The organism is Ignavibacteriales bacterium (genome assembly GCA_016709765.1).
Lineage (GTDB): Bacteria > Bacteroidota > Ignavibacteria > Ignavibacteriales > Ignavibacteriaceae > IGN3.
The window spans coordinates 1-22,160 of sequence record JADJMD010000001.1; the positions used below are offsets into that span (position 1 = coordinate 1).

21 protein-coding genes and 2 pseudogenes are annotated in these 22,160 nt (G+C 34.3%); 7 read left to right on the forward strand and 16 right to left on the reverse strand.

The window, feature by feature from the left end:
* Positions 1–492: 492 nt before the first annotated feature.
* The 11 genes from IPJ23_00005 to IPJ23_00055 all read right to left on the reverse strand — a co-directional run bounded on the left by IPJ23_00005 (position 493) and on the right by IPJ23_00055 (position 5,663).
* Entirely contained in the window at positions 493–594 is a 102-nt protein-coding gene (locus IPJ23_00005) for a 4-alpha-glucanotransferase (GenBank protein ID MBK7629138.1), read from the reverse strand.
* A complete protein-coding gene (locus IPJ23_00010; protein MBK7629139.1) occupies positions 591–965 on the reverse strand; it encodes a 4-alpha-glucanotransferase in 375 nt (124 codons plus the stop codon). Before IPJ23_00010 ends, IPJ23_00005 begins: the two co-directional genes overlap by 4 nt.
* The gene (locus IPJ23_00015) at positions 937–1,170 is read right to left on the reverse strand and encodes a 4-alpha-glucanotransferase (GenBank protein MBK7629140.1); all 234 of its coding nucleotides are present in this window, start codon (positions 1,168–1,170) and stop codon (positions 937–939) included. The genes IPJ23_00010 and IPJ23_00015 overlap by 29 nt, the downstream gene beginning before the upstream one ends.
* Positions 1,171–1,172: 2 nt before the next feature.
* Entirely contained in the window at positions 1,173–1,418 is a 246-nt protein-coding gene (locus IPJ23_00020; GenBank protein ID MBK7629141.1) for a 4-alpha-glucanotransferase, read from the reverse strand.
* 219 nt (positions 1,419–1,637) lie between these two features.
* Positions 1,638–1,994 carry an outer membrane beta-barrel protein gene (locus IPJ23_00025; protein ID MBK7629142.1) on the reverse strand — a complete coding sequence of 119 codons (357 nt, stop codon included), beginning with the start codon at positions 1,992–1,994 and terminating at the stop codon, positions 1,638–1,640.
* Positions 1,954–2,133, reverse strand: coding sequence for a hypothetical protein (locus IPJ23_00030; protein MBK7629143.1), 180 nt, complete (start codon positions 2,131–2,133; stop codon positions 1,954–1,956). The genes IPJ23_00025 and IPJ23_00030 overlap by 41 nt, the downstream gene beginning before the upstream one ends.
* Before the next feature lie 190 nt (positions 2,134–2,323).
* Complete coding sequence (locus tag IPJ23_00035; protein ID MBK7629144.1) at positions 2,324–2,878, reverse strand: outer membrane beta-barrel protein; 555 nt, start codon at positions 2,876–2,878, stop codon at positions 2,324–2,326.
* A gap of 139 nt (positions 2,879–3,017) precedes the next feature.
* Positions 3,018–4,280 carry a hypothetical protein gene (locus IPJ23_00040; GenBank protein MBK7629145.1) on the reverse strand — a complete coding sequence of 421 codons (1,263 nt, stop codon included), beginning with the start codon at positions 4,278–4,280 and terminating at the stop codon, positions 3,018–3,020.
* Between the two features lie 342 nt (positions 4,281–4,622).
* On the reverse strand, positions 4,623–5,252 hold the full coding sequence (locus IPJ23_00045; protein MBK7629146.1) for an outer membrane beta-barrel protein: 630 nt from the start codon (positions 5,250–5,252) through the stop codon (positions 4,623–4,625).
* Between the two features lie 28 nt (positions 5,253–5,280).
* Positions 5,281–5,529 carry a hypothetical protein gene (locus IPJ23_00050; GenBank protein MBK7629147.1) on the reverse strand — a complete coding sequence of 83 codons (249 nt, stop codon included), beginning with the start codon at positions 5,527–5,529 and terminating at the stop codon, positions 5,281–5,283.
* Positions 5,517–5,663 carry a hypothetical protein gene (locus IPJ23_00055; GenBank protein MBK7629148.1) on the reverse strand — a complete coding sequence of 49 codons (147 nt, stop codon included), beginning with the start codon at positions 5,661–5,663 and terminating at the stop codon, positions 5,517–5,519. The genes IPJ23_00050 and IPJ23_00055 overlap by 13 nt, the downstream gene beginning before the upstream one ends.
* Before the next feature lie 295 nt (positions 5,664–5,958).
* On the opposite strand from IPJ23_00055, the gene IPJ23_00060 reads away from it, so the two are divergent.
* Both IPJ23_00060 and IPJ23_00065 read left to right on the forward strand, forming a co-directional pair.
* Complete coding sequence (locus tag IPJ23_00060) at positions 5,959–6,573, forward strand: DedA family protein (GenBank protein ID MBK7629149.1); 615 nt, start codon at positions 5,959–5,961, stop codon at positions 6,571–6,573.
* Positions 6,574–6,592: 19 nt separating this feature from the next.
* Positions 6,593–6,943, forward strand: coding sequence for a thioredoxin family protein (locus tag IPJ23_00065; GenBank protein ID MBK7629150.1), 351 nt, complete (start codon positions 6,593–6,595; stop codon positions 6,941–6,943).
* An 821-nt stretch (positions 6,944–7,764) separates the two neighbouring features.
* Here the strand turns inward: IPJ23_00065 and IPJ23_00070 are convergent.
* Both IPJ23_00070 and IPJ23_00075 read right to left on the reverse strand, forming a co-directional pair.
* Positions 7,765–9,156, reverse strand: a pseudogene (locus IPJ23_00070) (insulinase family protein).
* Positions 9,153–10,421 (reverse strand): insulinase family protein, encoded by a 1,269-nt coding sequence (locus IPJ23_00075; protein MBK7629151.1) that lies wholly within the window; start codon positions 10,419–10,421, stop codon positions 9,153–9,155. Before IPJ23_00075 ends, IPJ23_00070 begins: the two are co-directional and overlap by 4 nt.
* Before the next feature lie 353 nt (positions 10,422–10,774).
* Here IPJ23_00075 and IPJ23_00080 point away from each other — a divergent pair.
* The 5 genes and pseudogenes from IPJ23_00080 (at position 10,775) to IPJ23_00100 (ending at position 18,828) form a co-directional block, all read left to right on the forward strand.
* Positions 10,775–11,621 (forward strand): annotated as a pseudogene (locus tag IPJ23_00080) (zinc metallopeptidase).
* Positions 11,622–11,686: 65 nt separating this feature from the next.
* The gene (locus IPJ23_00085; protein ID MBK7629152.1) at positions 11,687–12,187 is read left to right on the forward strand and encodes a hypothetical protein; all 501 of its coding nucleotides are present in this window, start codon (positions 11,687–11,689) and stop codon (positions 12,185–12,187) included.
* Positions 12,188–12,616: 429 nt separating this feature from the next.
* On the forward strand, positions 12,617–13,960 hold the full coding sequence (locus tag IPJ23_00090; GenBank protein ID MBK7629153.1) for a sodium:alanine symporter family protein: 1,344 nt from the start codon (positions 12,617–12,619) through the stop codon (positions 13,958–13,960).
* Positions 13,961–14,050: 90 nt separating this feature from the next.
* Positions 14,051–15,829, forward strand: coding sequence for a hypothetical protein (locus IPJ23_00095; protein MBK7629154.1), 1,779 nt, complete (start codon positions 14,051–14,053; stop codon positions 15,827–15,829).
* A gap of 158 nt (positions 15,830–15,987) precedes the next feature.
* The gene (locus IPJ23_00100; protein ID MBK7629155.1) at positions 15,988–18,828 is read left to right on the forward strand and encodes a T9SS type A sorting domain-containing protein; all 2,841 of its coding nucleotides are present in this window, start codon (positions 15,988–15,990) and stop codon (positions 18,826–18,828) included.
* Between the two features lie 51 nt (positions 18,829–18,879).
* Here IPJ23_00100 and serA read toward each other — a convergent pair whose 3' ends face one another.
* The 3 genes from serA to IPJ23_00115 form a co-directional block, all read right to left on the reverse strand.
* Positions 18,880–20,124, reverse strand: a complete 1,245-nt coding sequence (gene serA, locus IPJ23_00105) for a phosphoglycerate dehydrogenase (protein ID MBK7629156.1) — start codon at positions 20,122–20,124, stop codon at positions 18,880–18,882.
* Positions 20,125–20,221: 97 nt separating this feature from the next.
* Positions 20,222–21,181, reverse strand: a complete 960-nt coding sequence (locus IPJ23_00110; GenBank protein MBK7629157.1) for an alpha/beta hydrolase — start codon at positions 21,179–21,181, stop codon at positions 20,222–20,224.
* Positions 21,181–21,948 carry a hypothetical protein gene (locus tag IPJ23_00115; GenBank protein ID MBK7629158.1) on the reverse strand — a complete coding sequence of 256 codons (768 nt, stop codon included), beginning with the start codon at positions 21,946–21,948 and terminating at the stop codon, positions 21,181–21,183. Before IPJ23_00115 ends, IPJ23_00110 begins: the two co-directional genes overlap by 1 nt.
* Between the last annotated feature and the right edge of the window lie 212 nt (positions 21,949–22,160).

Here is a 22,160-nt window from a genome sequence, read left to right on the forward strand (position 1 = left end):
GATCCCAGGTAAATCTCCACATCCAATTGCCACCGAGCTTTCCAGGAAATTCATTCGCTTACACCAAGATTTGAGAATATCCTGCATCGGAACAACAACAATATTTCGCTGATCTATAGGCTAATCTTATCAACTCATAAAATATCATCTCCAAATAATTTGAAGTACTTTTTGTGTATGATCATAAATATCAGTTTTGTCAAGCTTAGCTTTTTCAAAGGTAAGCACGAGGTTGTGTGTCGTTATCGTAGGCACCTGTTAGCACAACGCACGTTTTGGACAAAGATTATGCGGAAAATTTTGTTTCCATATCAGTTCCAAAAGCAGGCGTAATATTTTCATTCCCGGAAATTCAAAATCATCTCTAAGTTTTTCTACGGCTGGTGTAATTACGTAAGATCTTCTGCAAGAATCGGAACATCGCCAAGGTGTTTTTTATTGATTTAAATAATTTGTGTCCTGGTGCTTTTACCCATTTTCCGTTTTCCGCAGTCAATGCATCACCCGAATTTCCCAAAACGCTTCAAACCCTCTGAAGTGATCTATACGAACGATATCAACCATTTTAAATAATTGTTCGAATCGGTTTCTCATCCACAGAAAATCATCTTTTCCATTTCTTTCCATTTATAAAGCGGATTGCCCCAAAGCTGTCCGGTTGCAGAAAAATAATCTGGCGGTACACCAGCAACTGTTTCAAGACTTCCATTTTCATCAACCGTAAAAAGCTCTTTGTTTGCCCACAGATCAGCGCTATCGTAAGCAATAAAAATAGGCATATCGCCGATTATCTTTATTCCTTTGCTGTTTGCATATTCTCTAACAGCCGTCCATTGTTTGAAGAAAAATAAACTGAACAAATTTTGATACAGAATATCATCGGATAATTTCTTTTTTCCATTCATCCAAAGATTTTTCTTGCGAAGAACTAAACCGCTATCCCAATCTCCAGACAATTCCGCCATTGCGCTTCTTTGCAGCCATAAAAAAAGCAAAATCATCAAGCCAGATTTTATTTTCTTTGCAGAATTTATTGAAATCTATTTCAAACTTTTCTTGATGATTTTTAAAATTAATAAATGCCTTTTTAAGCAGTGATTTTTTATACTCAATTATTTCGCCGTAATCGATAAATGCTGGATCTATGTTTGGGGATATTTTGCAAATCATAGTCACGAAGCAAACCGTCTTCCATTAATGTATCCAGGACTAACAAGATTTGGATTGCCTGCAAATGCAGAAAAGCATTGATACGGCGAATCACCGTAACCGGTTGGACCAAGTGGAAAAACCTGCCAGAGTTTTTGTCCGGCTTTTTCTAAAAAATTTATAAACTTAAAAGCATCGTCTCCAAGATCACCAATTCCATATTTACCCGGTAGAAGTTGGATGCAATAAAATTCCTGCACTACGTTCAAATTTCATTTAAACCTCTAAAAATTATTGCGGAAAAATAAGGAATCAATAAAGAAAGCGGAAACCTAGAACAACAAAATTATTTAGGTTAATTAGGTTTTTGCATATTTGCGAAACAAAAATAGAGATTGACGTTTAATACATTATTCTTAACATCAAAATGATTCATTGATTCATCCATAGAAGAAAGACCAAGACTATACCTAATATCAAAACCCAATTCATATTTTCCCCAGATTAAAACCCAACGCGCAGCCAAATTGAACTCCATAATCTCTTGAGGTAACTGATTTTATATCTGCTTCGTCAGATTCCCCATTTGCCTTAGCGATTATTTTAGCTTTTGTTTTGAACGCCATATATGGCCCTGCAAATACAGATGGTTTTATATTTGGGCTGTCATTTAAAGGAAGTGCGAACTTAAATAGTATAGGAACCTCTACATAGTCATAAGCTAATGTAAAACTAACAGGTCCAATTTTTGTAGTTGCGCCTTTCATCGTATAGGATAACTCGGGTTGTAAGATATAGAAGCTTTTAGTTTGATATAATAAAAAAGAATCCGCCAGCGAAACCAAATTTAGAATCTAAATCTCCTGCGTCATCGCCATGAATTGATGATATATTTAATCCGGATTTTAAACCAAAACGAACCTGAGCGTTTGTAGAAATGATGAAAAAAGATAAGACAAAAAATAAAAAAGAAAATTTTTTCACAACATCTCCCGTAAATCTGAAAAAACATTTAATGTATTTAAAAAATAGGAAGAGTTTTTTACCAATTCAAATGTGCAATAAGCTATTTGTTGGATTGAGGATTGGTTAGAGCAAAGAAATATTTTGTGAGATTTTAAAATAAAAAAGCAGTGCCGAATGACACTGCTTTATATTGTAATAAAGAATAATATTATAATGCTACCAACACGCCAGCCATAATGCTAATAAAATTAGTTGAACTTCCTTCACTAAAAATATTATTGAATTTGGCATTTACATCAAGATCTAGTTTAGGACCCAATTGATATAAGAAACCTGCGCCAACAGCAATTCCAAAATCTGTTGAAGAAGCAGAACCACCTCCAATTGTCCCGAACCCTGGAATAACTATTTCAGGGCTGCTAAATGAAGAAAAATGCAATCCAAGTTCTCCAGAAGCATAAGGATTTAAATTACCTTTACCAAAAGCATATCTAATACCAGCCATAACAGGAACACTACTAAAAGTATAATCAGCTTCTTTACCGCTGAAAGTTAAATAGCCAATTGAACCAGTAACATCAAGCATTGGATTTATGTGATATGCAAAATTACCTTGTCCTCCAAATCCCATTTTATAACCATTACCAAAATCGCCCATTGGTATAGCAACACCAGCTTGAACACCAACAGCCATTTTACCTTGGGCATTAATAAAACCAGTGAATAGCACAGCAAGTAATAGAACAGAAAGTAACTGTTTCATAAGTTTTCCTTATATTTATTTTAGATTAGTTAATTAAGACCACTACAAACTTATTAAAAAAAAAACTCTTTAGCAAATCCATTTTAAAATGGACTTTATGAATTTAAGGCTGCCTATAGTAGACAGCCTGCTACAAAAATTAGAAACCGTAGCTTGCGGAAAGATAAGCAAAGGTTCTTGTGCCGCCGCCAATAAGATTAAGACCTTGTCTTAGAACATCGTCATTTACTGTTGCGTCAAGATTAAATCCACCAAATCTAAAACCTACACCAAGTCTTACATCACCATTGTCAAAACCGGTTCTGCTATTCTCATCAACAGTGGTTGAGCTTGCAAATGTTTGGTTGGTGCGAGAATAAGTGCTGGCAACATATCCCAATCTACCGATTAGCCAATCAGTGAAATACCATTCGGCACCTAGATTCCAAGCTGGGAAGGTAAGGGTCGAGTTTTTTAATTCCGGAGAAGCATTTGCTACTGAGGCGGTTGTTGTGCTTTGATATGCAAAAGATGGTCCGCCAGAAATTATCAGGTTTTCAACTTGATAAGCAAGCCCCACGCCAGCACTCAGTGACATCATAGATGGTAAGTCTGTAGATTGTGCGCCAACATCAACTTTACCCGATCCATTGTAAAATCCAACAATTGGAACCAATGTAAATTTGTTAGATAGCTTGAGAAAAGCTCTAACGTTTGCTGCCATAAATGTATTGGAAGCACTTACCTTATCTCCCGTTCCTGGTTCATAAGTAGCTGAAGGCAAAGCTAGAGCAAAATCAACATCGAATTTAAAACTTGGAGATAAATCAGCCATAAAGCCAACATTTACACCTAGCTGGCTAGCGCTGTTTTTATCACCGGTACCAGTTGCTGGAGTAAAATCATTTGTGGTTGAGGCGTATGATAATCCCAAACCAAGAACAAAATTTCCAAAGCGATATGAACTTAATAATTCAAAATTGTTATTTAATGCAACTATATCCGCTCCTGTTGCATTAGTATTTACCAGATTAACCAATCCACCTGGATCCAGCGATCCGATAGAACTTGAGTTAAAATCATTTCTAGCAAGCAAAGCACCCAAAGTAAATTCTTTATTTAGGCTGTAGTTAAATCCGGCAAATTGTCCAATCCCTTCGTCAGCAATTCCATTATTGCTGCCAATATCGCCCCAAAGGAAATTTGAATACATCGAGGAATATGCTGGGTTAGATTTTATGTTATCAGGATCAACAATGAACGGGTTATCGCCCATACTGTATAACCTTGCATACCCGCCATATCGTAGATCTTTTTTTACCACTTCTTGTGCAAAAGAAGGTAAAGAAAAGAGAAAAATAAATGTTAATACAAAAACCTTTATTAAAAGGTTTGATCTATAGAAAGAAGAAAATTCTTTCATAAATACTCCATTAATTGTTGTTAGTTAAGACCTCGTTTTTTCGGACACTCAAAAGTACACAAAAATCTACAATGTCAACTAGTTTTATAAAATTAACAAGCTTATTATAAACAAGTTATAGGATGTAGTTTAAGTGATACTGGAAGCCCGAAGTTGCAAGTATAATTTCAGATATTGTGCCATATAATGGTTATCCCTAAATCCTCGATAATGAATAAAAAACGAAGGGAGATGCTTTTTAAGAAAAATAACCTTTTGTATTTGATAATTTTTACGGATTGTAAAAAACCCCCGAAAAATTCTTCGGGGGTTTGCGGGGGTCTTAACTAACGAGGAGAGAACTTATATTTTAAATTTAAGAGAAACACCAAGTTTCATAGAAAAGATGCTATTACTAATGCCCGGAGTATTATAAGTATCTGTTAGTGGAATGTATGCCATAAAATCAGTTCCCAATCCCATATCTGATGAAAGTTTAAATGTGTAGCCAGTTCCAACGGCAATATCAAATCTGAGTGATTTTGTTTCAATATTGATTGGATTTATTTGCGGAGCTTGGCCCGTTACAGTAACAGTAGTTTCACCGCTCGAGTTTAGTTTTATTCCAAGAGATGGACCTGCTACCATATAGAATCCAGAAAAGTCTGCTTTAAACATGGGATCAAGAGCTAGATATGAAAGCGTAAGAGATTGATCTTGTGTTGTATTGCCTTGGGTTTGTGAGTTTGAAAAATTTCTCATATCAAAAGCTGTTAGGTTAACCATTATTCCAATATGCTTTCCGAAGGTTACGTCAACGGTTGGTCCAAAACCAACACCGACGCCATTCCAGGTACCTGTTAAGCCCTTTTGATTATATATGTTAAAGTTTCCAGTAACTCTTGGTCCAATCATTACCGTTGTTTGTGCAAAGATTGAAGAAGAAAGTAAAAATATTATTGAAAATGCAATTAAGTTTTTGAACGATTTCATTATTCTCTCCGAATTAGTTTATAGTTAATTATTGTACTGTATAATTTGCGGTTACGGTATATGCCGCACCTGTCGAACTACCTATCTTGCCAACAAAAACAAACTGCCATTGTTGACCGGCTTGAACTCCTGTATATTCTTCTAATTCATAGGTGTTTTGAGAAGAAACCACAGCATCTGGATTTGGATTTGTTAATAGATCCTCAAATTGTTGAGCCGGAAGTTTTGCCGTTATCGTGGTTATTGTTACATCTACACTTGGTTTTAATGTAAACATTGTACTGCCTTGCTGTGAGCCTTGGGTTTGGCCGATTGTAAAGTAACCCCGCCTGTTGTACCGCCACCACCAAGCCCACCAGTATTTGGTCCGGTTGCATTATCGCTGCAGCCCAACACAAGTAAAACACCCATTATTAGAAACAGGGAAAAGATTTTTTCATTTTACGCCTCTTTGTTGTTTGTAGATTATGTTAGTTAAGATCTTTTCAATTTTCACTCAAAAAGTAAAATCTATTTTTGCCTGCCGCACTACGTAAACCTGTAGTTTTTGTTTTGTTAAAAAATACTTTTTGGCTTCTATCTGTACATGCGTAAAAGTGGTTTTAAATTGGCTCATTTAAAAAGTCGCAGATAAAGAAAATTTAGAAAATAGTGTGAGATTTAGGTTTTTAGATTCACTTAAAATGCTTTAAGTTTAGTCCTAATTATGAAAATTATTCGAAAACTCTACGATTGGGTCCTTCATTGGGCTGATACCAAATATGGGGCAGTTGCTCTGTTTATTCTTGCTTTTGCGGAATCATCATTTTTTCCAATTCCACCCGATGCGCTTTTAATTGCCCTGGTTCTTGGCTCGCAAAAAAAGGCATTTAAGTTTGCAGCCATTTGTTCCATCGCTTCTGTAACCGGAGCGTTATTTGGTTATGCGATTGGACATTTTTTATGGTGGACACCAACAAATGAGTTCACAGGAATTGCAACATTTTTCTTTAATAATATTCCATCTTTTACACCGGAAGCATTTTTTAAAATCCAAAAAATGTACGAGCAATATGATTTTTGGATAATATTTACTGCGGGATTTACACCTATACCCTATAAAATTATTACAATTTCTTCCGGCGCTTTCAATATCAATATTATTATGTTTATTGTAGCTTCAATTATAAGTCGTGGTGCAAGATTTTGTTTAGTAGCCTATTTGATCTGGAAATTTGGTCCGCAAATAAAAACATTTATTGATAAATATTTTAACTGGCTTGCAATTGCGTTCACTGTTTTACTTATTGGCGGATTTGTAGCGATAAAATATATAGTTTAACAAAATTCTTTGGCTATTTATGAAATACATTTATTTAGTTTTTACTTTTTTGATAACCTCAATTACAATACTTGCTCAAACAGAAAGTACAGCTGAAAAATTTGACCCAACTAGAAATCCATTTGATGATTTAAAAATCACAGTTGAAAATGCACAACAATCAAACAAAAGAATAATTTTGGATGTTGGTGGCGAGTGGTGCATTTGGTGCCATAGAATAGATGCTTTTATGCGCGGTACAGAAGAAATAAAAACTTCGCTTGAAAAGAATTTTATTGTTTTAAAAATCAATTACAGTAAAGAAAATAAAAACGAAGATTTTTTATCACAGTATCCAAAAGTTGAAGGCTATCCGCATTTTTTGTTTTAGATCAAACCGGAAAACTTCTGCATAGTCAAAACACGGGTGATTTAGAAAAAGATAAAGATTACGATAAAGAAAAATTTATTGCGTTTTTGAATAAGTGGAAGCCATCAAAAGAATAACATTTTTTTTAATTTAGCAAGAGTAGAAATTTAAAACTTACATTGTGGGAACATTTATGAGGCAAATACTAGCATTAACCGTATTCTTTTTATTTCAAATAGTTTATTCTCAACCTAAAAGCGATTTTGTTTTATCCCCTGTGCCGGCAACAGTATTTTAAATTCAAAATCAGCTGAAAACGATTTGATAAAAATTGTTGGCAAAAAAATGTTGATAGAGTTGAACGTTGGTATGCTGAGGGAACAGAAAGAATTCTTGGATCTGTTTTTTTAAAGATACTCCGCAATCATTTTTTATCAAGTGGAAAGACACTGTTAATTTTAAAAATCCGGAATGGATAGAAATTCATGGTGATAATTCTGTTTGGGAAATTGATAATGGAATTAAAATCGGGGTTGAATTAAAAGACTTAGTTAAACTAAACGGAAAACACTTTACTTTTTCGGGCTTTGATTGGGATTACGGCGGTTATGTAAATTTTGAAAAAGGAAATTTAGAATCCGATTGCTACTCCGTTGGTCTTTACTATGATTACAAAGATTTATTTGAAAATGAATGGAATCAGATAGTTGGCGATAAAATTATATCTACAAAAATCCGGTCTTAAATAAAATTAAGATTTATGTGGATTCTATCACGTTTTATTTTAAGAAAAGCACGACTGAGAATTTCTCAATCGTGCTTTAATTATTCGCTGTACATTGTTAAGTGTACATTAATCTAAAATCCATCCTCGCTAATATTTTTTCAACCACAGTTCCATATTTTTTTGCGATCGTCCGTATATCATCAGCTTTGCCGACTAACACAAACTGTAAGTTATCTTTTGGAAAATATTTTTTGATGATTTCGTTTGCTTTGGCAACAGTCATTCCATCGACGGCTATTTCAAAATCGTTAATGTATGAGTCTTCTAATCCATAAATATATTTTGTGTTAAAATCCCGCAAGTGCGCCAGAGGTTTCGTAATCAGGCGGAAACTGTCCTTTAACATAATTTTTGCAGAGGTTAAAGTTGTTTCATCAATTCCTCTTTCAAAAAGTCTATTGTAGGTCTTTACGGCAAGATCAATTGCTTCTTCCGTATTTTTAGTTGCGGTAAAGGTGCTTATGTAAAACGTTCCTGCCGTTTTATAAGACACAAACCGGCTGCGTGCACCGTAAGTATAGCCGGCGTTTACCCGAAGTTCATCATTTAACCAGCTTGTAAATCTGCCGCCAAGAATTGTATTAATAACATCAATCTGAATTAGATCCTGATTGCTCATTGGCACGCCAAATCCGCCAATCATAAAAGTGGTTTCTGTTGCGTTGTCTTTATTGATTAGATAAACAGATGGCTCTTTCAAATCTTTTTTTGTAAATCTTGAATCATCTATTAATCTTGGTGCCGTTACTCGCCAATTAGAAAAAAGCTCAATTAATTTGACTTTCATTTTGCCAGAATCAAAATCACCTACAACTGCAATTGCACAATTTTCTGATCTGATGTTCTTTAGATAGAAGCCTTTTATTTCGTCTTGGCTAATTTGTTCAACGCTCTTTTTAGTGCCGTCAACAGGATTTCCGTAAGGAGAATCAGCAAATAAAAACTTATTGTAATAAGCCCCAATTACCTGTCTTGGACTTTCCTTTGCCTGATCAAGTTCCGCAATCCAACGTTGTTTTCTTTTAACAATTTCTTCTTCGGGAAAAGTTGGATTTGTTATTACATCTTTATAACAGGTAAAAGTTTGTCTAGATCATTTTTCATAAACTGGGCGGATACACCAGAATAATCCAGCCTTGCATAAGTGTTTTAAACTGCTTCCGTAAAAATTAAAAACGGAATCTATTTGGGATTTTGTATAACTGACTGTCCCAAATTTCAAAGCTTCTGCAGTAAAAGAGGCCAGACCATTTGAGCTTCCATCTCTTATTGCCCCGGCATCAAACACAGTCGAAAAAGAAAGGACTGGGACATCATGCTTTTCCATTAAATAGATTGTTAAACCATTATCAAGCGTAACAACTTCATACTTTGGAAGTTTGAATTGTGCGTTAGTAATCGAGTAAAGAACAACGCTTAACATTATTATTGATAATATTTTTTTCATTGTACTTCCTCCGTATTTAAAACGCCAACAGTTCTGTTTTGTTTTGTAAAATATTTAGCGGCAACAGTTTTAATCTCTTCTGCAGTAACTCTTTTGTAATCATCCGGAGCGGTAAACATTTTTTTATAATCACCAAAAAACAATTCATAAGTGCCGATAGTGTTTGACATCCCGTTTATGGTTTCTGTTGTTTTATAAAAACCCATTAGTTTTTGGTTTTTTACCTTTTGGAGGTCGCTTTCACTAATTCCTTCTTTAACTATTTTATCAACCTCATCAAGCATAGCTTTTTCCAATTTTGCTACGGAAACTCCATCATTACAAATTCCATAAAAGTAAAATAATGTTGGATCGAAGGCTTCCGGATAAAAACATCCAACCTCTAAAGCAAGTTGTTGATTTTCCACAATTGAATTATAAAGTCTTGATGATTCGCCTTCGGACAAAATTGAATTTAACAAATCAAGAGCATAATAGTCATCACTTCCTGATTGTGGAACATGATATGTAATCATTATATAGGGTGATGGAACTTCGCGTTTTACAAAAAGCCTTCTCTCGCCTGTTTGTTCGGGCTCAACAGTATGTAAGTTTCTTGGTTTTGGACCTGCAGGAATCGGTTCAAAATATTTTTCTGCAAGTTTTTTAACCTCGGCAAGCTTAACATCGCCGCTTATTACAACAACACAATTATTTGGTGCATAATAAGTATGAAAATAATTTTCCAAATCTTCTTTTGTCCAATTCTTTATATCAGATTCCCATCCAATTACCGGCCACTGATAAGAGTGAGCAATAAAGGCGGTTGCTTGAGTTTCTTGCCAAAGCTGTTCTAGTGGGTTGTTTTCTAATCCCGTACTTCTTTCGGATAAAATCACTCCTCTTTCACTTTCAATCATTTTAGGATCAAAGTTTAAGTTTGCAATTCTATCTGCTTCAAGATCAAACATAACTTCTAGTGAACTTGAAGGAAACCAATCTGTGTAAGCAGTAATGTTTTCTGAAGTGTATGCGTTATTTGATCCGCCATTAGCTTCCATAACGCGATCAAATTGTTTGGGTCCGTATTTCTTTGCGCCATTAAACATCATGTGTTCAAAGAAATGTGAAATTCCCGTTATGCCAATGTATTCGTTGCGGGATCCAACTTTGTAAAAAAAGTACATATTGGCATTTGGAATTGAGCTGTCTTCAAGAACAAAAATTTTCATTCCGTTCTTTAGTGTAAACGATTTTACATCATCTGCTTTTATTTGTGCAAACATCGAGACAGCAGAGATGAGAAAAACTAAAATGTATTTTATGGTTAATCCGAAATATTAATTAAATGTGATAGGCTAAAATACAAATTGTATTATGCATATAAAGGGTATTTTGATAAGCGGTTGAAATTTTGAATCAAGAACTGATGTTGCTCAAAAAAGAAAGTTAAAAGTTGAAAAGAGATGACATCTTTTAGGAAAGATTTTATCTCTCCATTTTAAAGCATAAATACTTTTAAAAACGTTTATAACTTTAATTGATAGTTGATAAAATATAAAATATCTTTAACCACAAATTTTTACAGGAAACATCTTTTTACTAAAGGAGCATTTACAATTAAAGGGAAAGGATAAAAATGCGTTGGCAAGGCAGAAAAGAAAGCTCGAATGTTGAAGACAGACGCGGTATGTCGCCAGGAGGAAAAGGAATAGTTGGCGGTGGTATTGGAACAATTGCGATTGTACTTGTTGTTCTTTTGCTTGGCGGAGATCCTACTTCAATTCTACAAAATATCCAAACAACGGACCAAACAACCAATTCAAACTACGTTGAAAGTGCAACTGATAAAGAGCTTTCACAATTTGTTTCTGTTGTGCTTGCTGAAACCGAAGATGTTTGCATGCAATCTTTAAAAAAAGGGTGCAAATTATCGCGAACCCAAATTGATGTTGTTCAGCGGGCAGGTTCAATCAGCTTGCGGTGTTGCGGGCGCTTCTACGGGTCCGTTTTATTGTCCCGGTGATGAAAAACTGTACATCGATTTAAGTTTTTTTAATGAGCTGCAAAAACGTTTTAAAGCTCCGGGTGATTTTGCAATGGCTTATGTAATTGCTCACGAAGTTGGTCATCATATACAAAAGTTAACCGGAGTAATGGATAAAATGGATGAACTTCGTTCGCGATTAAGTGAAGAAGAGTATAATAAATATTCTGTAAGATTAGAATTACAGGCAGATTTTTATGCAGGCATTTGGGCGCATTACACAGAACAGAAAGATCTTCTTGAAAGCGGGGACCTTGAAGAAGCTTTAAATGCAGCAAGCGCCGTGGGTGATGATAACATTCAAAAACAGGCACAAGGATATGTTGTCCCGGAATCTTTTACTCACGGAACATCAGAGCAAAGAAAAAAATGGTTTTATAAGGGTTTTACTTCCGGGGATATACGACAGGGTGATACATTTAGCACAAGAAATTTGTAAGATTATTAATATAGGTTGCTTATTGAGTTCAAGTATATATTTCTTCATTATTTAAAGAGGTGCGCATGGAGCCGTTAAAAAAATTTTCACCCGGGTTTTATGGAATTATTATTCTTCTGTTTTTTCTTCCCTTTGTAAATCTTTCGTGCAGCGGGCAAACAATTATGAGTTTATCAGGTTTCCAGCTTATTACAGGAGCAGATTATAAAGCTAATAGTATGTTTGGTGAAACAACCACAAGCGAAGCTAAAGAAAATGAAAAAGTAGATTCTCAGCCATTGGCTTTGTTTGCATTACTTACTGCTGTTATTGCTCTAGCTATAAGCTTTGTAAAGATGAGGACACTATCTCTTGTAAATATTGTGTTATCGGCGCTTGGAGCAATCTTTTTAATTCTGCTTAAGATTAATATGGATGGTGATGTTAAATTAAGCGGGCAAGCCGTTATTACACTCGATTATCAATTTGCTTACTGGCTTTCTATAATTTTATTTTTGGCGGCGGCATTTGTTCAATGGAAAATATTTTCTGACGATGGTCCAGCAAAAGTAAATGTACTGGAATAAAAATAGCTTATAATATATTTACAAACAGATATTTAAGACTGTTTCAAAAATCGATAAAAAAATTTGTCATTCCCGTGAATGCGGGAATCTTTTTTAAAACTTAAACATTTAGATTCCCGTTTTTGAGATAGTGTGATAATTGTCTTTTTCACTTCGACCGCAGGAAGAAGTCTTTAAATCTAAACAAATTTCTCAATCGTAATCCGCCGCGGCGGGCTCTGAAATGACTTGCTCCAAATTTTCACACAGATCCTTTCACGGCGAAAGACATATAAATCCCGTCTTTTAAAAGAACTGCTTTTTATTTTATCATAATATCAACACAAAAGAAATTTTTAGTTGTTTGTGATGAAATTAAATTTTACAAACATATCTTTGAAACACAGATCAGCACTTCTTTATAAATACATTTTAGGTTAAAGGAGATTTATGCAAGCTTTAGAAAATATTCTTACACAAATTAGCGATTTACTTTGGGGTTATCCGCTTATCATACTTCTCTTTGGTACACACGTCTTTCTAACATTCCGACTTAAGATAATTCAAAGATTTATCGGCAAAGCAATAAAAATATCCTTGCGAAGAGATAAAGAAGGTAAAGGAGATATTAGCCAGTTTGGTGCCCTAACCACTGCACTTGCCGCAACAATTGGAACCGGAAATATTGTTGGAGTTTCTACCGCAGTTGCTGCGGGCGGACCAGGTGCTGTTTTGTGGATGTGGCTTACCGGCGTTTTTGGAATTGCAACTAAGTACAGCGAAGCTTTGCTTGCGGTAAAATACAGAGTTAAAATGCCTGATGGTTCTATGGCGGGCGGACCAATGTATGTTCTTGAACGCGGATTAAATATGAAATGGCTTGCGGTTTTGTTTGCCGCTTTTACTTCCGTTACTGCATTTGGAATTGGAAATATGGTACAGGCAAATTCCATTTCCACTTTAGTTAACGAAGCTTTTCAAGTTCCAATGTGGATAACAGGATTAATATTAGCAACGCTTACAGCGTTTGTAATTATAGGCGGAATAAAATCTATTGCAAAAGTTTGCGAACGTCTCGTACCTTTTATGGCAATTACTTATGTGATTGGCTGTTTAATAGTTCTTGGAATGAACATTAGCGGAATACCCGATACGGTTATGTTAATACTTAACAGCGCATTTAGCGGTCACGCAGTTGTTGGCGGTTTTCTTGGTGCGGGAATGAAAGAGGCTATAAGATTTGGAATTGCGCGCGGACTTTTTTCTAACGAATCCGGTTTGGGTAGCGCGCCTATTGTTGCGGCGGCTGCACAAACAAAAAATCCTGTTAGGCAGGCATTGGTTTCTTCAACAGGAACATTTTGGGATACCGTTGTTGTTTGTGCAATTACAGGATTGGTAATTGTAAATTCCGGAGAGTGGGTAAAAGGATTATCAGGCGCGGCATTAACTAAACAAGCCTTCAGTGATTTTCATATTATCGGTCCTATTGTGTTAACCCTTGGATTACTAACTTTTGTTTTTTCTACAATACTTGGATGGTCTTACTACGGCGAGAAAGCCGCAGAATATCTTTTCGGTAACAAAGTTATAAAACCGTACCGCTACCTTTGGGTAATGTTTGTTATGATTGGCTCTGTTATGTCTTTAAATGTTGTTTGGACTTTTGCGGATATTACAAACGCGCTAATGGCAGTACCGAATCTTGTTTCATTAATTTTGTTAAGCGGAGTAATAGCAAGCGAAACAAAAAAATATCTTTGGGAAGATAGGCTTGATGAAGAGGGAGAATAGTTAAAGAACTTAAATTTTTTTCAAAGTCGAAATTGATTATTTAATTTTTTAATTTTGACTTGAGATTATCTCAATAACATTGAGGCTAATATGAAACTGAAAATATCCTACCTGGTTTTATTCACTCTTATAGTTAATAGTTTTACTGCAAATGCAACGATACGCTTTGTAAGCAAAACCGGCACAAGCACACCACCCTACACAAGCTGGGAAACTGCAGCCGACAGCATACAAAAGTGCATTAACATCTGCGTTGATGGTGATACTGTTTACGTTGATGTTGGAACTTACATAGAAAAAGTAACCATTGATAGATATATAACTCTTATTGGTATGAGTATGGACAGCGTGATTATTGATGGAGCCAACGCAATACAATATAATATTATCTATGTAACAGCAAATGCGACTATGGAAAATTTCACTGTAATTGGTAATGGCACAGCAGTACCCGTGGGTATTGAGACATTTAATGCGAATATTTTACTTCGATCCGTTAGAATAAAAGATTTAGAGTATGGTATAAATATCCAAAGATCTACATCTTTGGTTGAGAACTGCATAATTTCCAACTGCGGTATGGCAAATATTCGCGATGAATGTGCAGAGGATACTTGTCACTCCATTTATAGAAACAATATATTAGCTTCAAAGAATGCTCTTGGGGCTGCATATTTTTCCTTTGGCGGTTACCCTACATTTACAAATAATATTGTAATAGACGAAGGACAAACTACATTAACTGGAATTTTTTCAGGTCAAAAGCCAGGTGCAATTATTAAAAACAATTTGATTTATGGTTATAAAAACGAAGGGATTGGAATTGGTACAGTTACAAATGATACCACGCATTTAATAAGTAATGTAATCACTAATATCGGCAACAATTTCGGTGGAATATCAACGAGTACAGGTAATAGAACCAAAACAGAAAATAATATTATAAAAAATAGTTACCGAGCCTTCTATACATTTAATACAAATCCTTTCAGGGCTGATTACAATTTATTCTGGAAGATTCAAGAACTAATAGCCGGTCAAACATTTGTAGGAGATAGTAACATAGTTGCAGAGCCGATGTTTGTAAATGACACCATTCCTAGAATTGGTGGAACTTATGATTTTCGTCTTCAGAAATACTCTCCGGCAATAGATAAAGGCAATCCCAATATTCTGGATACAGATGGAACAAGGAGTGATATAGGAATGTATGGTGGACCATTTGGTGAAACATACACATACCAGGATTTATCACCTCTTGCACCAAGAAATCTTTCTGCTGTTGTTGATTCAAATTATATTACAGTAAGATGGAACAGGAATACAGAAGCAGATACTTCGTTTTACAAGGTATATAGGGATACTGTTATAAATTTTACAATTGATTCAACAAAACTTATTAGTTCGTCTTCTGATTCATTCTTTGTTCAGGTAAATCCACATATAAATACACGATATGTTTACAAAGTAATTTGTGTAGATAATCAAGGCAATGAATCCCAACCATCACAGGAACTTGTAGTTAACATTACATCAGTTTCAATGGATGAATATCCAATGGCTATTAGTGACTATGTCCTTTATCAAAACTACCCTAACCCATTTAACCCAAGCACAAAAATAGGTTATCAATTAAAAGAGAGAGCTTATGTAAAAATGATGGTTTATGATATAAAAGGTGAACTCATAAGTGTACTCGTTAACAAAGAACAAAACGCCGGCTACTACGAAGTTGAATTCAATGTAGGGAACGGACTCCCGTCCGTTCCGAATTTAGCCAGTGGAATTTACTTATATCGCATCGAGGTAATTGGTGAAGGCAACATTCCTGTTTACACTGAGATGAAAAAAATGTTGATGATAAAATGATAAAATCATTTAAGCAGAAATCCCGATACAATCGGGAATACTTGTAAAGTAATGCTTAAGCTCAATTAAATAACCAAAGTGGTTAATCTTATGAATGTTCTAGAATCTTTTGTTGTACAAATAAATAATTTTTAATACACTTATTCAGGGGCTTTAAAATGAAAAATTTATTATCAGTAGTTTTTTTTCTAGTATTTGGTATAGCAATTAGTTTTGGTCAGCAGCAGGACTCAATAAAGTCATATCCGGGTATTCCAATTATTACTTATGGATATGATCTATCTAAACATCCTGTAGAACAATTTATTGGAATGGATGAGGCGGGAATATATGCTCTTGAAGCTTCAAATCTAACAGCACCAATCTTTAATCAAAAAATCGGTAATAACAATCTCGATCTTAAGGTTATGCCGGAACAAGTAACCGATCCATCTGGTAATTATATTGTAAAATACACTGAAGCAAGATATACGGAATGGGAAGCAGAGGGTACAAATCCAGCAGATGGATTAATTACTCTTTACTACGATTCAATAAACTGCGTTACGCCCGATGATGCCGTGGTAACAACCTCAACTACTCCGAATGATACAATTATTTATGGGCCAATGTACTCACAGGAAAAAACTTATAGTATGGTTGATCGCGACTTCCCAATAAATTACACTTTAGTGTGTTCGCTAAAACTTGAAGATCTGCAACCTGGTCAGACATTACCCGGTGATACAGTTTGCATAATACAAGTAACAACCAGAACATCCTATAACTTAACAATTCAGCAATGGCAATTGGGAATACCCGAAAAAATAATTGAAAAAGTTGTTACTTACGGAGAGTTGTTACCACTAAATCAGTGGAAAGGGATTGATACAATCTACAACTTGATAAGCGTTCCAGCAATTTATTCACAAAGGAATGAAATGCCTTCCCAGGTAAACAGGAAGTTCTTAGCCAATGGCGATAACTCAATTCAGTCATTGCCAAGGGAATCAGTTCATAACATTGAATTCAGGGTTATATGGAAAGGTAATTCACAAAAGCTAAGATTATCAGTCGATAAATTTATTGTATATGATTGGAAAGGATGGGATTTGATGAATCTATTAGGTCCCACAACTCAAATCAGTACTCAACTTTCGAATAACCAATCAGCCTTTAACAACCAGGTAGCAGGCTGGATAGGATTTGATGAGCCGTGGGATTTAGATACCTGGGCTCCAATTAAAAAAGTAAAAGAAATATTAGAAAGCAATTCACCAAATGCAAGTATTTGGTTTCAGTTTAACACTAAATGGAATGGAAGATTTAGTGACTATGATGATCCATCATACTCAGCAAAAAGAATAATTATAGATGAGTTTATGAGGAGAGTTAAGAAGGCAAATGTTTGGGTAACATCCTGGCTTTATGATATGCCTTGTGATGATTATGATATTGTTGACCCTTGCGATGGTGATTATAAAGAGATAAATATAGATTTTGCTGCTGACTCCATTTATAAAAAAATTCTTGATGCTTCCTTAATACATCCTGATTTATTTTATGGTATGAGTATCCAAACAGGTAGATATTTTGATCGCGAAACGTATGATGGAAATGATAGAATACGTGAAATAAGCGGCAGTGATTTACTTTATCAAACAAACCTTGCACTAATGTATGGTGCAAAACTAATTTCTCCGTGGCTTTATTTTGGTGAAAAAAATGAAGCCCCTGAAACTCGGGAATATACTGGTTTCAGAAATCCTCCAGGTTATCCTGAAACAGATAAATATCTAATGTTGAAAAATACCATTGCCCAAAGGCTATCTGGTTTAATGGGTCGAACATTAAAAACATTAACACCTACATCACAACATTTAAATCATCAACTAAACACTTCACAAGGATTTATTCAATCCATTGTAGAGGGTAACTGCACTGCTGAAGGAATGCAGTCTGGCGATGAAGCGTATGATCTTGGTTTCTTTAAAGATGATTTAGATCGTGATTATTTTATGTTAATCAGCAGGTGGTACAATCCCATTTGTAGTCCATCCCTAACTATTAATATAAATCCGCTTTCATTCCCAAATAATTATAATCTTAAAGCTATCAACATGATAAATAATATCTCAACTACTATAACAAAATATGGAAACTTATCTACAGCAATAGAAGTTGGAGATGCTTGTTTTTTTAGCGTTGCACCAGTCGTAAAATACGGTGGTAGTATTACAAATAATGATACAATCAAAACCAATACATCTCTGATTGATAATATGACAATCAACAACACTAAAACGATTATTATCAACAGCGAAAAAGAATATACAATTCAGGATACCGTTACGCTTCTTGGTACAGGCTTTATTACCGGCGAAGGCTATGTAAATCTGACCTCAGCAGGTGAAATAATTATAAATAGCTGGGACTACAGCTTGTTCAAAGCAAAATCAAATAATCATCCAAAACTTATTTGGGGGAAGCACCCAGGCACACTTACTGTAAGCTATTATAGTGTTTATAGAAAAATTGGTGCTGGTAGTTGGCAGTTTCTTGCAAATACAACCAGCAAAAATTATACGGATCAAAGTCTTGGAATTGTTCCTCCAAATGGACAGGCAGGCACAATGGTTTATTATAAACTTATTGCTGTATTCGTTAATGAAACAGAATCATCTTATTCAAACATTGTGCAATTTGATTGCTCTATAAAACAAATTGAAAAGAAAATAGGTGAAGAAGGAATAATATATACTTATGCTCTGGCTCAAAATTATCCAAATCCATTTAATCCAAGTACAACAATAAATTACAGCCTGGCAGAAGATGGAGTTGTTGAGCTTGAGATTGTGAACATCTTGGGTGAAAGGATAATAACACTAGTAAATGAATTCCAGATAAAAGGCAATCACAATATAAACTTTGATGCGTCTCATTTGTCCAGTGGTATTTACATTTACAAAATACAAGCCGGTGATTTTATTAGTTCAAGGAAAATGATTTTTTTAAAATAATTGAACATTCAACTCTTAACATTAAAAAAGCGATTCTTTCTATTCGCTTTTTTATAGAAGCATTCTTGTTTTAATAGTTTCCGGAATTGCTTTTAATTCTTTCATTATCTCAGCAGAATTATTTTTTTGATCGATATCAATTATTACATAACCAATATGTGCATCTGTTTGTAAGTATTGAGATGCAATGTTAAGTTTTCTTGAAGTGAATACTTTTGTGATTTTATTTAATACTCCCGGCTGATTTTTATGGATGTGAAGATATCTTTGCCTATTTAAATTTGGTGTAAGCGCAACCTCCACAAAATTTGTTGCACCGATAGTTGTTCCAACATCACAATATTTAACAAGCTTTTCTGAAACTTCAAGCGCAATGTTTGCCTGTGCCTCTGATGTGCTGCCGCCAATATGAGGAGTTAAAATTACATTCGGGAATTTTTGTAAAACACTTTTAAAAGAATCTTTATTTGAACTTGGTTCTTCGGGAAAAACATCTATTGCCGCACCTGCCAAATGTTTTTCTTCTAAGTGGTTTGCAAGATCTTTAATAACAACCACAGAACCTCTCGAAGCATTAATCAGATAGGAACCCTTTTTCATTAAGTCCAATTCTTTTTTGCCAATCATATTTTTAGTAAGATCGGTTTCAGGTATGTGAAGCGTTACGATATCCGAAATAGAAAGAAGTTCCTGTAAACTTGAACAAGATTTTGCGTTACCGAGATTTAATTTATTTTCAATATCATAATAGTAAACATTCATTCCCAATGATTCGGCCAGAATAGAAACTTGTGAGCCAATGTGTCCGTAACCAACAATTCCTAAATTCTTTCCTCGCACTTCGTAAGAATTAGAAGCATCCTTAAGCCAACCACCGTTGTGTGCGGCAAAGTTTTTTTCAGGAATTCCGCGGATAAGAAAAATACATTCCGCAATTACAAGCTCTGCAACCGAGCGAGTATTTGAAAAAGGCGCATTAAAAACAGGAATACCTTGCAGCTTAGCTGATAGTAAATCAACCTGGTTAGTGCCGATGCTGTAACACCCGATTGCAATCAGTTTCTTAGCATGTTTAAGAATATCATTCGTGATGTGTGTTTTAGATCTTATTCCGAGTAGATGAACATCTTTAATTTTTTCAATTAACTCTTTTGTTTCAAGTGAACTCTTTTGGTATTCAACCGTTTCGTACTGATTATCATTAAAAAGTTGTAAAGCGTTTTTGTGTAATCCTTCAAGCAAAAGAATTTTTATTTTATTCTTTGAAAGCGAAAGAGTTTGTTTAGTATTTGGCATATTTTCCAGATTGTTTTTCTAAAAATAATAAATTCCTGATGAGATGCACTTAGAGATAGTACAAATTTTTATAGTGTCCTCCCAAAAACGGCAAGAATTATATTCTACTAAAAAATTTTATAATTCGCTCAAAAACTCCTGGTTTTTTTTGTGTTAAGAAACCGTTTATGATTTTTGAAAATTCAGGTGTTCTCAAATATCCAAAAGCTTTATGCGGATTTCTAATGCCTTCACTTACAAATTTATTTTTAACCAGCTGATCTTCAATCTTTATACCCAATGAATTTTTTTCATATAAATCTGATATTTCATGATTGAGTGCAACTTGATCCTGAAAATCAGACAGATTATACCATTTATTCACAATATTTTCAGGAACTTTAAATTTATTTATTGAGTTGATCTCATTTTCAGTTTTATATTTACTTATAACATACTTCTGTCCCAGTGGGGAACCAATTGTTACAAGTGTATCGATGTTTGCCTCTGATATACAATCACTTAGCGCATCGAGCACAATTATTGATCCCATTGAGTGAGCGACAAGAAATATTTTTTTGTTTTTGTGTTTATTTAGATTTTTTATAAAATGATCAACTATTGCTTCTTTTGCAGGGATTGGGTTTCCGTTATAATGAATTGATTCATTTGAAAAATAAGTTTTAAGATCTCTTAAGTGAAGGTGAATAAAAAACTCTGTTAACGAAGGATACTTAAATGATAAAACTTCATTAACAATAAATTTGCTGTAATACTTTTCAAAATACTCAAATGCTTTTTCTCTAAAAGTTAAATTACCATTTTGTTCAGGATATTCTTCTGAAGTGTATTTTTCAAAAAATAATGGATTTGTTTTGTCTGATCCTTTAAAATCCAGTGGTATAGTATGAAGAATATCAGCCCAGTAAATAAGTTCAAAATCAAAATTTAATTTGGAAAAACCATTTAGCCTTAACCCATCCTCTATTGCTTGTTTCCACCAATTTTCAAGCAATTCTTTTGGGGGTTTACTTCCAAGCCCGTGGATGCCAAGAATTATTGTAGATTCTTTTTTCATTATAAATTTATTTTTTCTCTAATCCACCCGGCACGATCAGACATAATGCCATCAATCCCAAAATTAATCAATCGTAAAGCTTTCTCTGGTTTGTTAATTGTCCAGACAAATAGTTTTAGTTTATTATTCTTAAATGTTTCAATCAATTTGAAATTTAAAGACTTAGTATAAGATATGTTTAATCCGTCTAAATAATTTAGTTTTAGATTCGTAATAAGATTTTCCCAGTACGATTTACCTAAAAATATTTTTCCTATACTAATTCTTTTATTCAATAAGACCTCAAATTCAGGAAAACTATTTTTAATCAACGTCATTTTTTTAAAACTAAATCCAATAATTTTTATTTGTTCTGTTTTTACTTGATAATGATGCAAAACATTTTTTAAGTATGGAATAATTTCTATTCCACATTTAATTTCAATAAAAAGATATTTGTTTGGTGGAATGGTCAACAGTACTTCGTTTAGAGTCGGTATTTTTTCATTATTCGGTTTATTACCCTTGATTCTTCCGACGTTATTTTCCTTTAAATCCTTTAAAGTTTGTGATTTTACTAATTCACTTTTACCTGAAATAGTTTTTATCTTTTTGTTGTGAAAAACAATGATCTCGTTATCGCTCGAAAGATGTACATCAATTTCAATTCCATCCGCACCATTCTGCCACGCTAAATTTATTGCGCGTAACGTATTCTCAGGTGCATCATAGGATTCACCTCGATGAGCAATTATTAATGTTGGATAGGTTATAGTAGAATGTATCATTTAAAATATTTAAAAAATTTTTCGTTAGTAACATATCAATAATTTTAATTTTTACCGCACAAAGGTATATCCGCAATTAACTCCATGTTTTAGAACACTATTTGCTACAAATGATTTCTTCTTGCCCGAAATACACCTGACTGGTCAAGTAGAAAATATTTCCACATTCTGTAAAAATTTTTCATCATAGTTATCAGATTTAATTGTCTCCC